Here is a 14,711-nt window from a genome sequence, read left to right as displayed (position 1 = left end):
GCGCTCCCGCATGGGTGACGCCATGTCAGAACACGCCGTGCCCGCCCCCATCAGGCGCCGGCGGGCCGTCAAGGTGTTCGGCAACCGCTTCGGCACGCTGTACGACGACGAGGTGGAGTCGCCCTCCGGCACTGCGGGCCGCTATCTGCGCTGGCAGTGGGCCCAGGAGGGGGTCGTCGTCGTCCCCACCGGACCCCGGGGCTACGCCTTTGTGCCGACCTACCGCTACCCCATCGGCGAGGTCTCCCTGGAATTCCCGCGCGGCGGCTGCGAGCCGGGCGAGGCGCCGGCCCGCGCCGCCGAGCGGGAGATGCGCGAGGAGACCGGCTACGCGTGCGAAGGGCAGCTGCGCCCCCTGGGCGTGATCCACGCGGAGACCGGCCTCATCGAGTCCAGGGTCCATGTGTTCGCCGCCCGGGTCGCCGACGGACCCCCGGCCGCCGCCACTTCGGACCCGATGGAATCGGTCACCGAGCCGGTGTGGGCCTCCCCCGACGAGGTGCTGACCTGGCTCCGCAAGGGCGCGGTCACCTGCGGTGTCACCCTCGCCGCCCTCGCGCTCGCCCAGGGCTCAGCCGCCGTATGACCCGGTGATCACCCGCTGTCTGAGCTGTCTGCCCTCCAGCTCCTCGATCCCGGCCGCGCCGTCCGCGGCCGGGACGCTGCGGTCCACGACCCGCAGATCGAGGAAGGTGTCCCCGTCCCCGTCGCCGTTCCGCAGCGCGGCCGGCACATCGAGCCCGGCGCCGAGCGCCCCCGTCACGGAGTCCTCGGAGATACCGAAGCGCATCAGATTCCGCCGCCCCTCCAGAACGGCCCTCGCCCGCTCGTCCGTGTCCCCGAAGGCACGGGCGAACGCCTCCTGCATCCAGGCGCTGAACTCCGTCATCGCCTCCGCCAGCCGGGCCGGGTCGGGCGAGTCCCCGCGGCGCAGCAGCGCGAACTCCTGGACGACGGCCCTGCGGGACGCCTGCTCGGTCGCCTCCAGAAGCACCTCCACGGGCAGCCGGCCGAGCAGAAACCCGTCGAGCATCCCCGCGGGCAGCCCGGCCCGCTCCAGCAGCGTCCGGTTCGTGGGGGCGGTGGCCTGCGTCCGCGTACTGCGGGGCGCCGCCGTGCCCGCGCCCAGCACGGTGGGCAGCGCCTGCCGGTACGCCTCCCCGGCGGCCCGGTCGACCGCCCCCAGCGCGAGCACCACCTCCGTGCTCCGGTGGCCGGACGCCGCCTGGTAGCTGTCGGCCCAGTCCCTGATGCCTTTGTAGAACAGGGGCTCCTGGCCCGCCATGAACTCCCGCGCGGCCTCCAGGGTGGCGCGGGTCTCCCCCTCGGCCGTCCGTACCTGCCCGTCCATCAGCCGCAGCACCCCCGACTTGAACGCGGCGGCCACCGACCCCAGGTCGTAGGCGACGGCGTGCGCCGCCGTCCGTCGCTCCGTCTCCCGCGCGTACGCCTCGCTCGGCGCGTGCTCCACCCCGCGCGCCACCTGTGAGGCCCGCACCTCGGGCAGCGGCTGACCGTCCCTGCGCGCCACCCGGATGCGCCCGCCGTCCAGCAGCTGCCCCAGGTCCGACCGTACGGACGCGTCCCCCTCGTCCGGCGACACCAGCGCCCGGAACAGGGGGGTGTTGAGGCACTGCGAGTCCCCGATCAGCAGGACGTCCGAGAGCAGGACGTGGAAGAGCACCCTGGCCCGCAGGTCCTCGGCCCTGGCGATGGGGGACTGGCGGTGGATCTCGACGTCCGAAAGGTAGATCTTCTCCATGAACTGCTCCCCGTGCGCAGTGAGTTGACGGACCCCAGCATGACCGTTCGGCACACCCGCCACCCATACTGATCGACAGAAAATGCCGTCTTGTTACGAGGAGACTCACGTGTCCGAGCTTGTCCAGGCCGAGATGCCCGACGGAACGACGATGTGGGTCCGGGTCGGGGACGGCGACGAGGGTCCCCGGGACACGAGCTTCGGCGGAGCGCTGTCCCGGCGGCTGGACGACCTTCCCCGCACCCTGGAGTCCGTGACCCGCAGCGTCCGGGAGGGCCTGCGCAACGCGTCGCCCGACGAGGTCGCGCTGGAGTTCGGCATCGAGGTCGCGGTCAAGAGCGGCCAGTTGGTCAGCGTCCTCACCGAAGCCGGCGGCTCCGCCACACTCAGGGTGACGGTCACCTGGCGCAAGGACGAGCACCCGCAGACCGCGGTGGCGCCGGCGCCCGGAGCGTGACCGGGCGGGTGGGGGGTACGGGGCGCTCGCGGAGGGGCGGCCGCACCCGCCGGCCCGCCGGGCGCGCTCTCCGGTGACGCGGACCCGGTGGACGCCCTCGTCGGGGCGCCCACCGGCCGGTGATCGACCGCCGGGTCGGGCACGACGGCCGGGGCCGGGGGAACGGGCGCCGCGGGCTCGGGTGCCGGCGGAGACCGGGGCGCGGGAACGGCGGGTCCGCGCCGGCGGCCGGGGAGTTCGCGCGGCCCCGGGCCGGGCGCGGGATCTCAGAGCGCCGTCAGTATCCGCGGTCCCGCGTCGGTGATCGCCACCGTGTGCTCCGCGTGCGAGGCGCGGCTGCCGTCGATCGTCCGTACCGTCCAGCCGTCCCGGGCCGTGTAGTGGCCGTCGGTGCCGCCCGCGATCACCATGGGCTCGATCGCCAGCACCATGCCGTGCCGCAGGGGCATGCCGCGCCCGGGGCGCCCCTCGTTCGGCACGCCCGGGTCCTCGTGCATCCGGCGGCCCACGCCGTGGCCGCCGTAGCCGTCGGGCAGTCCGTAGCCCGCCGCGCGGCACACCCGGCCGACGGCGTGCGCGATGTCGCCGATGCGGTTGCCGACCACGGCGGCGGCGATGCCCGCCTCCAGGGCCCGCTCGGCGGTGGCGATGAGACGCAGGTCCCCGGCCCGGGCGCGGCCGACCGTGAAGCTGACGGCCGCGTCGCCCACCCAGCCCTGCCGTATCGCCCCGCAGTCCAGACTCACCAGGTCGCCGTCCCGGAGCCGGTAGCCGTCCGGGACGCCGTGCACGATCGCGTCGTTCACGGAGGCGCACAGCACCGCGGGGAAGGGCACCGGCGCCCAGTCCGGGTGGTAGCCGAGGAACGGTGAACCCGCCCCGGCCTCGTCGAGGACCGCGCGGGCCACCCGGTCCAGTTCCAGCAGGCTGACGCCGACGCCCGCGGCCGCCCGCGCGGCGGTCAGCGCTTGGGCCACCACCCGGCCCGCCTCCCGCATCGCATCCATCGAGGTATCCGTCTTGAGCTCCACCATGCCAATTACTATACCGGTCGATCCGTTATTCAAATACCGGCATTAGAATAACGGCATGGTGCGCACCCCCCTCACCCCCGAAGAGCGCGAGCGCGGCGAGCGGCTCGGCCGGCTCCTCCGTACCGCCCGTGGCGACCGCAGCATGGTGGAGGTCGCCGCCGCGGCCGGACTCTCCGCCGAGACCCTCCGCAAGATCGAGACCGGCCGCGCGCCCACCCCCGCCTTCTTCACCGTCGCCGCGGTCGCCGCCGTCCTCGGTCTGTCCATGGACGAGCTGGTGACCGACTGCGCGCTCCAACCCGCCGCCTGAGCCGGGTTCAGTCCTCCCCGGCGGCCGGGCCCGCCACCGCCAGCTGGATCCGGCGGTGGCGCGGGCTGTCGATCTCGTCCAGCAGGGCGATCGCCAGATCCGCGTGCGAGACGTGCCCGCCGCCGTCGATGATCCGTCCCTCGGCCGTGCGGTAGCGGCCGGTACGCGGAGCCTGCGGATCCAGCTCCACCGGCGGGCAGACCATCAGCCAGTCCAGCGCCCCGGCCGTCTCCCGCAGCGCCTCCCACTCCGCGGCGTGCCCCTGCGAGAACACCCGGTGCGGCTCCGGGAAGTCCGGCGCGTCCATGAAACGTACGCCCGGTGACGTCTCCAGCGTGGCGGCGATCCCCACCGCCAGAAAGCGCCCCACACCCGCCGTGGTCAACCCGCTGACCAGCGCTTGTGCCGTACCGACGAAGAACTCCTCGGACGGGACGTCCAGCCGCGCCGACGCGTTGACCGCGGCCCGGTGCCCGGGCGCGAGCCGCGCCACCGACTCCGCGTCCGTCGCGTCGCCGCGCACGACGCCCACCCCGGCCCGGCCCTCGCCGAGATCCGGGTACTTCGCCGGGTCACGGACCACCGCCGTCACCCCGTGCCCACGCGCCACGGCCTCCGCCAGGACCGCCCGGCCGACTCGTCCACCTGCTCCGAAAACGATGATGTCGCTCATGGCCCGAACGCTAGGACGGCCCCCGCCGGTTACCGCAAAGGTACCGGGACGGTACGGCAGGATGGAGGGATGAAGAGTTCCCCGGCCCCTCTGCGCGCGGACCTGTTCGGGGACCCCGCCTGCGCCGTCCGGCTCCAGCCCTTCCGCTTCGGCGACAAGTGGACCGGCATGGTGATGCGCTGTCTGGAGGACGGCCCGCGCCGCTTCTCCGAACTGCGGGTCCCCCTGCACCACGTCACCCCCAAGGTGCTCACCGAGACCCTCCGCGCCATGGAGCGCAACGGCTTTGTGAGCCGGACCGCCCACGACGAGAACCCGCCCCGCGTGGAGTACGCCCTCACCCCGCTCGGCCGCTCCGCGCTCGAACCGCTCAACGCGGCGTGCGCGTGGGCGGGGGAGCACCTGGAGGAGCTGGCGCGCGCGAGACGGACGTACGAGGGACCCTGAACCGCCGGGCGGGGGGGCCGCACGGCGGTTCCGGTCCGGCGGCGTACGCTCACCGCGTGAACGCCGAGGACTTCGCCGCCGCCAGATACATCAGCGTGACCACGTTCCGGAAGGACGGAACGGGCGTCGCGACACCCGTCTGGTTCGCCGAGGACGGCGGAAAGCTGTACGTCTGGACCAACAGCGACTCCTGGAAGGTCAGACGGCTCCGCAACAACAGCCGGGTCCTGGTGAGCGTCTGCGACATGCGGGGCCGCGTCGCCGAGGGCGCGCCCGGCGCGGAGGGCGCGGGGGAACTCCTCGACCGGGAGGGCACGGACGCCGTCCGGCGGCTCGTGGCCCGCAAGTACAGCTGGCAGTTCTGGCTCGTCGACCTCCCCGCCACCCTCGTCCGGCGCGGAAAGCGCCCCCACACCGGCATCGCGATCACGCTCGGTGCGCGGGGGTGAACGGCGAGGACACCGCCGAGGCCCTCACCGTCCCCGGGCACGCCCACGGCGGCGCGCGCACGGCGTGCCCGAGCGGTACCGGGCCGCCGTCGCCCGACCGGGAGTGACGCGGCACGCCCCGCCCGCCGTGCGGGGCGCCATCGGCGCCCCGCAGGCGCCGGGCGCGTCCGGCCCCGTGGGCGCCCCGGCCGTCCCGCCGCCTGCGCACCGGATCGCGTCCGTACGAGCGCGATCCCGGGCACGCCCTGAGCGTCGCGGGCCGTCCCTTCACCCGGCCGACTGGGCCGTACGGGTGAAACAAGATCGACACTGCGGGTTCCCGGCGATGGTCTTGCCCCAGTGTGTGACGGGGCTTACGTTCTCCATCTACGTATCGCGTCTACGTGCGTAGAGGCTCGCTGACGCCCGGCCGAAGGAGCAGCTCATGGCCAATGTCGTACGCGCCGCACTCGTCCAGGCGACCTGGACCGGCGACACCGAATCGATGATTGCCAAGCACGAGGAGCACGCCCGTGAGGCGGCGCGCCGGGGTGCCCGGGTCATCGGATTCCAAGAGGTGTTCAACGCGCCCTACTTCTGCCAGGTCCAGGAGCCGGAGCACTACCGCTGGGCCGAGCCGGTGCCGGACGGGCCGACCGTCCGCCGGATGCGGGAACTGGCCCGTGAGACCGGCATGGTGATCGTGGTCCCCGTCTTCGAGATCGAGGGCGCGGGCTTCTACTACAACACCGCCGCCGTCATCGACGCCGACGGCACCTATCTCGGCAAGTACCGCAAGCACCACATCCCCCAGGTCAAGGGCTTCTGGGAGAAGTACTACTTCAGGCCGGGCAACGCCGGCTGGCCCGTCTTCGACACCGCGGTCGGCAAGGTCGGCGTCTACATCTGCTACGACCGCCACTTCCCCGAGGGCTGGCGCCAACTCGGCCTCCAGGGGGCCCAGCTGGTCTACAACCCGTCGGCCACCTCGCGCGGTCTGTCCGCCTATCTCTGGCAGCTGGAGCAGCCCGCGGCCGCCGTCGCCAACGAGTACTTCATCGCCGCCATCAACCGCGTCGGCCGGGAGGAGTACGGGGACAACGACTTCTACGGCACGAGCTACTTCGTCGATCCCCGCGGCCAGTTCGTGGGCGACGTCGCCAGCGACACGGCGGAGGAACTGCTCGTACGGGACCTCGACTTCGGGCTGATCGAGACCGTGCGCCAGCAGTGGGCGTTCTACCGCGACCGCCGGCCCGACGCGTACGAGGGGCTGGTGCGGCCGTGAGCAGCCTGTACGACCGCCACCGGGCCGTCATGCCCGAGTGGATGGCGCTCTACTACCGGCAGCCCGTCGAGATCACCCACGGCGAGGGCCGCCATGTGTGGGACGCGGACGGCAACCGCTATCTCGACTTCTTCGGCGGCATCCTCACCACCATGACCGCCCACGCGCTCCCCGAGGTCACCAAGGCGGTGAGCGAGCAGGCCGGGCGGATCATCCACTCCTCGACGCTCTACCTCAACCGTCCCATGGTGGAGCTGGCCGAGCGGATCGCGACCGTCTCCGGGATCCCCGACGCGCGGGTCTTCTTCACCACCTCCGGCACCGAGGCCGTCGACACCGCCCTGCTGCTGGCCACCGCGCACCGCCGGTCCAACCAGGTCCTGGCCATGCGCAACAGCTACCACGGCCGCTCCTTCTCCGCCGTCTCCATCACGGGCAACCGCGCCTGGTCGCCGACGTCCCTCTCCCCGGTGCAGACGCTGTACGTGCACGGCGGCGTCCGCACCCGCGGCCCCTACGCAGGGCTCACCGACACACGCTTCATCGAGGCGTGCGTCGCCGACCTGGAGGATCTGCTCGGCCACACCCGCGATGTCGCCGCGCTGATCGCCGAACCCATCCAGGGCGTCGGCGGGTTCACCTCACCGCCCGACGGGCTGTACGCCGCCTTCCGCGAAGTCCTCGACCGGCACGGCATCCTGTGGATCGCCGACGAGGTGCAGACCGGCTGGGGACGGACCGGCGAGCACTTCTGGGGCTGGGGGGCCCACGCCGGCAACGGCCCTCCCGATCTGCTCACCTTCGCCAAAGGCATCGGCAACGGCATGTCCATCGGCGGGGTCGTCGCCCGCGCCGAGATCATGAACTCGCTGGACGCCCACTCCCTCTCGACCTTCGGCGGCTCCCCGGTCACCATGGCCGCCGGCCTCGCCAATCTCTCGTATCTGCTGGAGCACGACCTCCAGGGCAACGCCCGGCGCGTGGGCGGGCTGCTGATCGAGCGGCTGCGGGCGATCGCCGCGCAGGTGCCCGCCGTACGGGAGGTGCGCGGACGCGGACTGATGATCGGGATCGAGCTGGTCAGGCCGGGCACCGACCGGGCGGCCCCCGAGGCCACGGCGGCCGTGCTGGAGGCGGCCCGCGAGGGCGGGCTGCTGATCGGCAAGGGCGGCGGTCACAACACCAGCGCCCTGCGGATCGCCCCGCCGCTCTCGCTCACCGTCGCCGAGGCGGAAGAGGGCGCGTCGATCCTCGAACAGGCGCTGTACAGCATCCAGTGACGGCCCCGGCCGGGCGGGCGCCCGCCCGGCCCTGCCGTACGCATCGACTCGTACGTACGAGAGGGAGCGCACCAGCATGAGCAGCACCCGCACCCTGATCCGCGGCGGACTCGTCATCACCGCGGCGGACGAGATCCACGCGGACGTCCTCATCGAGGACGGCCGGATCGCCGCGCTCGCGGCGCACGGCTCGGACGCCGCCGCGTCCTGGACCGCGGGCCGGGTCATCGAGGCGGCCGGCAGATACGTCATCCCGGGCGGTGTGGACGCGCACACCCATATGGAGCTGCCGTTCGGCGGGACCTTCTCCTCCGACACCTTCGAGACCGGGACCAGGGCCGCGGCCTGGGGCGGCACGACCACCATCGTCGACTTCGCCGTGCAGACGGTCGGGCACTCCCTGCGCGAGGGCCTGGACGCCTGGTACGCCAAGGCGGACGGCAACTGCGCCGTCGACTACGGCTTCCACATGATCCTCTCCGACGTCCACGAGTCGTCGCTCAAGGAGATGGACCGGCTGGTCGGGGAGGGCATCACCTCCTTCAAGCTCTTCATGGCCTACCCCGGTGTCTTCTACAGCGACGACGGGCAGATCCTGCGGGCCATGCAACGGTCCGCGTCCAACGGCGGGCTGATCATGATGCACGCCGAGAACGGGATCGCGATCGACGTCCTGGTGGAGCAGGCCCTCGCCGGGGGCCGCACCGATCCGCGCCACCACGGCGAGGTGCGCAAGGTCCTGCTGGAGGCCGAGGCCACCCACCGGGCCATCCAGCTCGCACGGGTCGCGGGCGCGCCGCTGTACGTCGTGCACGTCTCCGCCGACGAGGCCGTCGCCGAGATCGCAGCCGCCCGCGACAAGGGGCTCGATGTCTTCGGCGAGACCTGCCCGCAGTATCTGTTCCTGTCCACCGACAATCTCGCCGAGCCCGACTTCGAGGGCGCGAAGTATGTGTGCAGTACGCCGCTGAGGCCCAGGGAGCACCAGGCCGCTCTCTGGCGCGGCCTGCGGACCAACGACCTCCAGGTGGTCTCCACCGACCACTGCCCGTTCTGCTTCTCCGGCCAGAAGGAACTGGGCCGCGGCGACTTCTCCAAGATCCCCAACGGTCTGCCGGGGGTGGAGAACCGCATGGACCTCCTCCATCAGGCCGTGCTGGACGGGCACATCACCCGCCGCCGCTGGATCGAGATCGCCTGCGCCACCCCGGCACGGATGTTCGGCCTCTACCCGAAGAAGGGGACCATCGCGCCGGGTGCGGACGCCGATGTGGTGATCTACGACCCGGGCGCCGAGCAGGTCCTGTCGGCCGAGACCCACCACATGAACGTCGACTACTCCGCCTACGAGGGCCGGCGGATCACCGGGCGGGTGGAGACCGTGCTCTCGCGCGGCGCCGTCGTCATCGACCAGCGGGAGTACACCGGGCGTGCCGGACACGGCCAGTACGTCCCGCGCGGCACCTGTCAGTACCTCGGATAAGGGGCAGGCTCATGGAATTCGGACTCGTCCTCCAGACGGACCCGCCCGCATCCGAAGTGGTCGGGCTGATGCGGCGGGCTGAGCGCAACGGCTTCCGCTACGGCTGGACCTTCGACTCGGCGGTCCTGTGGCAGGAGCCGTTCGTCATCTACAGCCGGATCCTGGAGCACACGGAGAAGCTGATCGTCGGCCCGATGGTCACCAACCCGGGCACCAGGACCTGGGAGGTCACCGCCTCCACCTTCGCCACCCTCAACGACATGTACGGCAACCGCACGGTCTGCGGGATCGGCCGGGGCGACTCGGCGATGCGCGTGGCCGGGCGCAGGCCCAACACCCTCGCGAGGCTCGGCGAGGCCATCGAAGTCATCCGCGACCTGGCGGAGGGCCGCGAGGCGGAGGTCGACGGCAACCCGGTCCGCATCCCCTGGATCAAGGACGGGAAGCTCCCGGTGTGGATGGCGGCGTACGGGCCCAAGGCACTGGCCCTCGCCGGGCAGAAGGCCGACGGCTTCATCCTCCAGCTGGCCGACCCCGTCCTCACCGAGTGGATGGTCAAGGCCGTCCGCCGGGCCGCCGCCGACGCCGGCCGCGACCCCGGCGACCTCACCATCTGCGTCGCCGCCCCCGCGTACGTCACCGCCGACGACTCGCCCGAGGCCCTCGCCCACGCCCGGGACCAGTGCCGCTGGTTCGGCGGGATGGTCGGCAACCACGTCGCCGACCTCGTCGCCAGGTACGGCGAGCACTCCGCCATGGTCCCCGACGAACTCACCACGTACATCAGGGACCGGCACGGTTACGATTACAGCCACCACGGACGCGCCGACAACCCGTCCGCCGACTTCGTCCCCGACGAGATCGTCGACCGTTTCTGCCTCCTCGGCCCCGCCGAAGCCCACATCGACAGACTCCGCCACCTCAACGAGCTCGGCGTCGACCAGTTCGCCGTCTACAACATGCACGACAACCGCGAAGCGACCATCGACGCCTACGGCGCCGACATCATCCCGCCCCTGCGCTGACGAACGTGTCGTGCGCGGGCGCACGGTCCGGGTGACCACGGCCTCAGCGCGATGCGGAGCGGACACGTGGACTCAACTGCCTGTGACCGTACCGGACACCGGGCGCCTCGGCGCAACCGTGGAGGCGGACCGCACCGCGCACTGCGAAGCCCGTGGTGCGGGATGCGGCCTGAAGGGCGTCCCGGCCACGGGGGCAAGGTCTCATGAAGGCGCGACCGCGAGGGTGTCGCGCCGCCGGCCCCGCCTGCTCCACTGACCCTGGACGTGTGCGGCTACGTGGGCCCTGGGGCACATGACGCGCCGACGCGCACTCGGACGAGCCCCGCGCCGGCTCCGCCACCGTTGCGGAGGGCTTCAGTACGGTTGTCATGAACCGGCGCAGCACGGGGCATAGCTCGCTACTGTGATGGTGTGACAGGGGTCTCGTTTCTGTGGTCGCGGCGCCGGATGATCCGCAATCTCCTCCTCATCTGCGCGGCCGTGGTGTTCGTCGGCCTGGCGGTGTGGATGGTGACCGGTGACGCCGGCGCGAACGACGTACGTGCCAGTGTGGCGGGCCTGTTCCTGGGCCTGGTGTCGTTGGCGTTGGCACTGGCCGACTTCTTCCGGCAGGACGTTCCCCGGCCGGATCCGGCCGCGCTGGCGGACGACCTCGCCGGGATTCTGACGGAGCAGTTGACGGAGGAGGCGAGGGCGCGTCGGCTGCGTGACCCGCGGGTGCTGCCGCTGGCGTGGGCGGCGACGGCCCGCAATGTCGCCGCGAGCCCGGCCTCCGTCGCCCGGGGGGCACCGGGCCGGGTCGTGGGCGTCCGCCTGGACGGACGGCTCGACGGCAGGTTCGAGGACGTGATCCACCGTCTGGCGAACAGTTACGGGCGACTGCCGACCCGGCGGCTGGTGGTCCTGGGTGAGCCGGGAGCGGGCAAGACGGTCCTCGCCCTGCTGCTCACCCTGGGCCTGCTCACCACGCGTGAGGCGGGTGGCCCCGTCCCGGTGCTGCTCCCCGTCTCGTCCTGGGATCCGGTCCGAGAGCCCCTCGACCGCTGGATCGTACGGACGGTGGCGGCCACGCAGTACAGCGGCCGACCCGAGATCCCGCACCGGCTGCTGGCGCAAGGGCTGCTGCTGCCCGTCCTGGACGGCCTCGACGAGATTCCCGAATCAGCACGCCGCCCCGCCGTGCGGGCCATCAACGAGGCCATCGGCCAGGAGCGCCCGATCGTGGTCACCTGCCGGGCCGCGGAGTACGAGGACCTGATCCGCGGCGGAGCTCCACGTCTGCGCCAGGCCCCGGTGGTCGAGGTCTCCCCGGTGCCCGCCGAAGACCTCATCGCCTACCTGCGGGACCTCGACTGGCCCGACGGCGTCACCTGGGAGCCGGTCCTGGACCGCATCCGGGCGGCACCCGACGGCCCGGTCGCCGCAGCGCTGTCCACACCGCTGATGGTCTCCTCGGCCCGACTGGTCTACCAGCACGGCGGTGACCCCGCGGAACTCCTCGACACCACGGTGTTCGACTGCCGGTACGCGGTGGAAGACCATCTCATCAACCGGTTGGTCGACGCCGCGTACGCATCCGACCCGGCGCGGACGGGTGGACGGTGGGACGCGGCGCGGGCGCGGCGCTGGCTCGCCTTCCTGGCCCGATACCTCCATGACCACCGGGAACGCGACCTGGCGTGGTGGCGGATGAGCCAGCGGCTGATGCCCTCATGGGCCGCACCAGGGTTCGCGCTCAGTCTGGGAGCGGTCCTGACGACCGCGCTCTCGGTGTCGCTCGCACTCACCAATCCCTCCTTTCGGGAGAGTTTCGTACTGCTGGGCATCCTGTCGTTCACCGCCTTCGCGGGCATCGGCGTAGCGATCCTGGTCCTGATCGTCTGGTACGCCTCGGTGGGCCGGCCGCCCGGACGCCTCTCCCTGTCGAGACACGGTTCCTGGGCCAGACTGCGGAGGGGGTTCAGGACAGGGGTGGGCCTGACCCTGATCTGCGGGGCACCGGTGCTGATGGGCATCGTCACGATCCCCGTGATGGCGCCATGGACCTTCGAGTTCATCGTGCTGTACTGCCGGACGCTCGCGCTGTGCACCGCGGTAGCGGTGGTCGTCAGCCTCGCCCTGGCGGTCCACAGCTGGCTCGACGCCCCTCCGACAGGCGCCGTTCAGACGGGCCCGCTGCGCTCCCTCGCCCAGGACCGCCGGTCCTCCCTCATCGGAGCACTGGCGGCGGGCCTGACCATCGGCGCCACCGGACTCGCCGGATGGACGGCCGGGACCTTTACGGGAAGCCTCATCGGTCAGGCACTCACCGGGTGGCCCGGCTGGCCCGGCAGGTTCGACCTGCCCGTCCTCTGGGAGCACCACTGGAACGGCGTCTTCAGCGCCTTCGACCGCAACATCGTGTCCCTGCTCGGGCTGGCCGTCCTCCTCCCCGCCATGGTCTTCTCCCTCCTGGTACTGCTCACCCGGGCCTGGCCCCGGTTCGTCGTGCTCCGGATGATCCTGGCGGTCCGCGGCCAACTGCCCTGGCGGCTGATGCGCTTCCTGGCCGACGCCCGGGAACGGGAACTCCTGCGCCAGTCGGGCGGGGCGTACCAGTTCCGGCATATCCGCCTCCAGGAGGCCCTCGCCGCCAAACCCCCCGCTCACCCGCCGCCAGGCGGCCGTGTCACGCCCGGTTCCGCGCGCGGTCCCGCCTCCCGGCGCCTCATCCTGTCCGCAGGGGCGGCTGCTTCCCTCACGATGGTCGCAGTGGTCGCCAAGTCACTGCCCAGGAACACGGCCAGGGCCGCTTTGAGCGACCACATCGCTCCCGTGGTGGACCTGGCCTTCCAGCACCGCGGCCCCCTGCTCGCCAGCGCCGGCTGGGACGGCACCGTACGGTTGTGGGACACGCGCACCCGCCGGGCGTACGACACCTTCCAGCTGTCATCGGTCTCCCCCGACGAGTTCCCGGACATCACGCTGGCTTTCCACGGCGGCGACCGCGTCCTCGCCATCGGCACCGCGGACGGCACCGTGGAACTGTGGGACATCAGTGCCCCGCGTCGTATCAAGCGACTCACGAGCACCCCCGAACTGGGAGGCGTCGAGGTGCTGGCCTTCCACCCGAAGGGCCACACCCTCGCGATCGGATACATCGGCGGGGAGACAAGCACCGAAGTGGTTGATGCGGAAGCGCAAACCGCTGGAGTGGTGAGGCTGTGGCAGTGGGAGGCGGGCACCCACAATGTCTTACCCGTGTTCGCCGAAGACGCTGACGAGTACATCAGCGGTATGGCTTTCAGCCCCGCCGACGGCCACAGCCTGGTGATCGGACGCAGCGAGTACGCCCGCGTGTGGGACGGCAAGGAAATCCGTCGACTCGACTTGCCGGACCGACGCGCCCAAGAGATTCCCGAGATGTACACCGGATCCGGCAATCGCCTCACGGTGTTCAACCAGGACGGCAGCCTCCTCGCTTTTGCTCCCGATGGCCTCCTCGCGCTGCGGACCACCGACACCGGCAGGTGGGTCACGCTCCCACCCGTCCCCGTCGAGCATCTGGCGTTCAGCCCGAACGGCCGGACCCTGGCCCTGGTCGGTGAAGACGACAACGCCGTCCGGTTGTGGGACATCACCACCCGCCGGACATTCCGCACGCTCACCGGTCACACCGAGGCCGTCAAAGCACTGGCGTTCAGCCCATCCGGCGGGCTACTCGCCAGCGCCGGCGACGACCACACGGTACGGCTGTGGGACACGTCCACGACATGAACGGGAATCCGGGCCGGGTTCATCTCTTCCCGCCTTCGTTCCGCCCGTTGCCGGGCCGAATGATCGCCGGCGACGGGACGGCGAGGCCGGACGGGGTGGCCCGATTCGTCAGGAGCAGGGGGTGCCGTCGCCGGGGCGGGTGGCGCCGGGCCGGGTGTCGAGTGACCACATGTGCGTGCAGCGAGGGCACTGAAGGTGGACGACCGGCCCCTTGTTGGAGATCAGATAGCGCCAGTGCTCGCCGCAGTTGCGGCGGTCGGCGCAGGTCCCGCAGTGGCGGGCGTCATCACAAACGGGGCACGCGATCCAGGCCCGCCGGGCGGGGTCCGCCTGTGGATCAATGGGCAGGCGCACGGCCCGGCTCCTCCCCCGGCAGGACACCGGCCGCCACCAGCCGGTCGTAGGTGCGCTGCTGCTCGGGGTCCAGCCCCGAGTAGAGGAGGGCGTACGCTTCGTCCTCGCAGCGCAGGACGGCTACCGGGTCCCAGTCGGGCCCGAGCGCGGCCACGACCTCGGCCCGTCGCCGGGCTTCCTCGATGGTCAGGTCGATCGTGAAAGGGATGAGGCCGGTCGCGTTGTCCTGGTTCATGGCGATACTTCCGATGTGTTGAGGGAACCCCGCCATCATGACCGGCACCCGCGGCGGCAGGGAAGGGTGACCTAAGTCGCCTTGGGGCGATCCGGGGCGGCGCTCCGCCCGGCCCTGCGGCGGGACGCCCTCGGATCGGTCGGCAGGGGCGGTCCGTTGGCATGGCGAAGACGCGGGCG

At 71.9% G+C, this 14,711-nt stretch carries 15 protein-coding genes; 10 read left to right on the top strand and 5 right to left on the bottom strand.

Features of this window, described 5'->3' with window-relative positions; all coding sequences use genetic code 11:
* The first annotated feature begins 10 nt into the window (after positions 1–10).
* Positions 11–586, top strand: a complete 576-nt coding sequence (locus ACFYT4_RS25835) for an NUDIX hydrolase (protein WP_389273597.1) — start codon at positions 11–13, stop codon at positions 584–586.
* On the opposite strand, the gene ACFYT4_RS25830 is transcribed toward ACFYT4_RS25835, so the two are convergent.
* A complete protein-coding gene (locus ACFYT4_RS25830; protein WP_389273594.1) occupies positions 572–1,762 on the bottom strand; it encodes a hypothetical protein in 1,191 nt (396 codons plus the stop codon). The genes ACFYT4_RS25835 and ACFYT4_RS25830 overlap by 15 nt on opposite strands.
* A 109-nt stretch (positions 1,763–1,871) precedes the next feature.
* Here ACFYT4_RS25830 and ACFYT4_RS25825 point away from each other — a divergent pair, with 109 nt between their 5' ends.
* Positions 1,872–2,219, top strand: coding sequence for a CU044_2847 family protein (locus tag ACFYT4_RS25825; protein WP_389273591.1), 348 nt, complete (start codon positions 1,872–1,874; stop codon positions 2,217–2,219).
* A gap of 266 nt (positions 2,220–2,485) precedes the next feature.
* On the opposite strand, the gene map is transcribed toward ACFYT4_RS25825, so the two are convergent.
* On the bottom strand, positions 2,486–3,253 hold the full coding sequence (gene map / locus ACFYT4_RS25820; RefSeq protein WP_389273588.1) for a type I methionyl aminopeptidase: 768 nt from the start codon (positions 3,251–3,253) through the stop codon (positions 2,486–2,488).
* Between the two features lie 55 nt (positions 3,254–3,308).
* Between map and ACFYT4_RS25815 the strand changes: the two genes are divergently transcribed.
* Entirely contained in the window at positions 3,309–3,563 is a 255-nt protein-coding gene (locus ACFYT4_RS25815; protein WP_389273585.1) for a helix-turn-helix domain-containing protein, read from the top strand.
* 7 nt (positions 3,564–3,570) lie between these two features.
* Here the strand turns inward: ACFYT4_RS25815 and ACFYT4_RS25810 are convergent, their stop codons facing one another.
* Positions 3,571–4,236, bottom strand: coding sequence for an NAD(P)-dependent oxidoreductase (locus tag ACFYT4_RS25810; RefSeq protein WP_389273582.1), 666 nt, complete (start codon positions 4,234–4,236; stop codon positions 3,571–3,573).
* Between the two features lie 69 nt (positions 4,237–4,305).
* Here ACFYT4_RS25810 and ACFYT4_RS25805 point away from each other — a divergent pair, with 69 nt between their 5' ends.
* The 7 genes from ACFYT4_RS25805 to ACFYT4_RS25775 all read left to right on the top strand — a co-directional run bounded on the left by ACFYT4_RS25805 (position 4,306) and on the right by ACFYT4_RS25775 (position 13,943).
* Positions 4,306–4,683: a winged helix-turn-helix transcriptional regulator gene (locus ACFYT4_RS25805; protein WP_389273579.1), complete on the top strand. Its 378-nt coding sequence runs from the start codon at positions 4,306–4,308 to the stop codon at positions 4,681–4,683.
* Between the two features lie 56 nt (positions 4,684–4,739).
* Positions 4,740–5,132 carry a PPOX class F420-dependent oxidoreductase gene (locus ACFYT4_RS25800; RefSeq protein ID WP_389273576.1) on the top strand — a complete coding sequence of 131 codons (393 nt, stop codon included), beginning with the start codon at positions 4,740–4,742 and terminating at the stop codon, positions 5,130–5,132.
* A gap of 424 nt (positions 5,133–5,556) precedes the next feature.
* Positions 5,557–6,399, top strand: coding sequence for a nitrilase-related carbon-nitrogen hydrolase (locus tag ACFYT4_RS25795; RefSeq protein WP_389273573.1), 843 nt, complete (start codon positions 5,557–5,559; stop codon positions 6,397–6,399).
* A complete protein-coding gene (locus ACFYT4_RS25790) occupies positions 6,396–7,679 on the top strand; it encodes an aspartate aminotransferase family protein (RefSeq protein WP_389273570.1) in 1,284 nt (427 codons plus the stop codon). Before ACFYT4_RS25795 ends, ACFYT4_RS25790 begins: the two co-directional genes overlap by 4 nt.
* Positions 7,680–7,755: 76 nt before the next feature.
* Positions 7,756–9,162: a dihydropyrimidinase gene (gene hydA, locus ACFYT4_RS25785; protein WP_389273567.1), complete on the top strand. Its 1,407-nt coding sequence runs from the start codon at positions 7,756–7,758 to the stop codon at positions 9,160–9,162.
* Positions 9,163–9,173: 11 nt separating this feature from the next.
* Positions 9,174–10,187 carry a TIGR03842 family LLM class F420-dependent oxidoreductase gene (locus ACFYT4_RS25780; RefSeq protein ID WP_389273564.1) on the top strand — a complete coding sequence of 338 codons (1,014 nt, stop codon included), beginning with the start codon at positions 9,174–9,176 and terminating at the stop codon, positions 10,185–10,187.
* 411 nt (positions 10,188–10,598) lie between these two features.
* Positions 10,599–13,943 carry an NACHT domain-containing protein gene (locus tag ACFYT4_RS25775; RefSeq protein WP_389273561.1) on the top strand — a complete coding sequence of 1,115 codons (3,345 nt, stop codon included), beginning with the start codon at positions 10,599–10,601 and terminating at the stop codon, positions 13,941–13,943.
* Between the two features lie 108 nt (positions 13,944–14,051).
* On the opposite strand, the gene ACFYT4_RS25770 is transcribed toward ACFYT4_RS25775, so the two are convergent.
* Both ACFYT4_RS25770 and ACFYT4_RS25765 read right to left on the bottom strand, forming a co-directional pair.
* Entirely contained in the window at positions 14,052–14,297 is a 246-nt protein-coding gene (locus tag ACFYT4_RS25770; protein WP_389273558.1) for a hypothetical protein, read from the bottom strand.
* On the bottom strand, positions 14,281–14,532 hold the full coding sequence (locus ACFYT4_RS25765; protein WP_389273556.1) for a DUF6400 family protein: 252 nt from the start codon (positions 14,530–14,532) through the stop codon (positions 14,281–14,283). The genes ACFYT4_RS25770 and ACFYT4_RS25765 overlap by 17 nt, the downstream gene beginning before the upstream one ends.
* Between the last annotated feature and the right edge of the window lie 179 nt (positions 14,533–14,711).

The organism is Streptomyces sp. NPDC004609 (assembly GCF_042873655.1).
In the GTDB taxonomy this organism is placed as follows: Bacteria; Actinomycetota; Actinomycetes; order Streptomycetales; family Streptomycetaceae; genus Streptomyces.
The sequence above is the reverse complement of the archived record's forward strand: the minus strand, read 5'-3'. Positions and strand labels throughout refer to the sequence as shown.

Coding starts and splice junctions, on each gene's coding strand:
- ACFYT4_RS25805 (WP_389273579.1), top strand. CDS start 4,306: ATGAAGAGTTCCCCGGCCCCTCTGCGCGCGGACCTGTTCGGGGACCCC.
- ACFYT4_RS25810 (WP_389273582.1), bottom strand. CDS start 4,236: ATGAGCGACATCATCGTTTTCGGAGCAGGTGGACGAGTCGGCCGGGCG.
- ACFYT4_RS25795 (WP_389273573.1), top strand. CDS start 5,557: ATGGCCAATGTCGTACGCGCCGCACTCGTCCAGGCGACCTGGACCGGC.
- ACFYT4_RS25765 (WP_389273556.1), bottom strand. CDS start 14,532: ATGAACCAGGACAACGCGACCGGCCTCATCCCTTTCACGATCGACCTG.
- ACFYT4_RS25815 (WP_389273585.1), top strand. CDS start 3,309: ATGGTGCGCACCCCCCTCACCCCCGAAGAGCGCGAGCGCGGCGAGCGG.
- hydA (WP_389273567.1), top strand. CDS start 7,756: ATGAGCAGCACCCGCACCCTGATCCGCGGCGGACTCGTCATCACCGCG.
- map (WP_389273588.1), bottom strand. CDS start 3,253: ATGGTGGAGCTCAAGACGGATACCTCGATGGATGCGATGCGGGAGGCG.
- ACFYT4_RS25830 (WP_389273594.1), bottom strand. CDS start 1,762: ATGGAGAAGATCTACCTTTCGGACGTCGAGATCCACCGCCAGTCCCCC.
- ACFYT4_RS25835 (WP_389273597.1), top strand. CDS start 11: ATGGGTGACGCCATGTCAGAACACGCCGTGCCCGCCCCCATCAGGCGC.
- ACFYT4_RS25780 (WP_389273564.1), top strand. CDS start 9,174: ATGGAATTCGGACTCGTCCTCCAGACGGACCCGCCCGCATCCGAAGTG.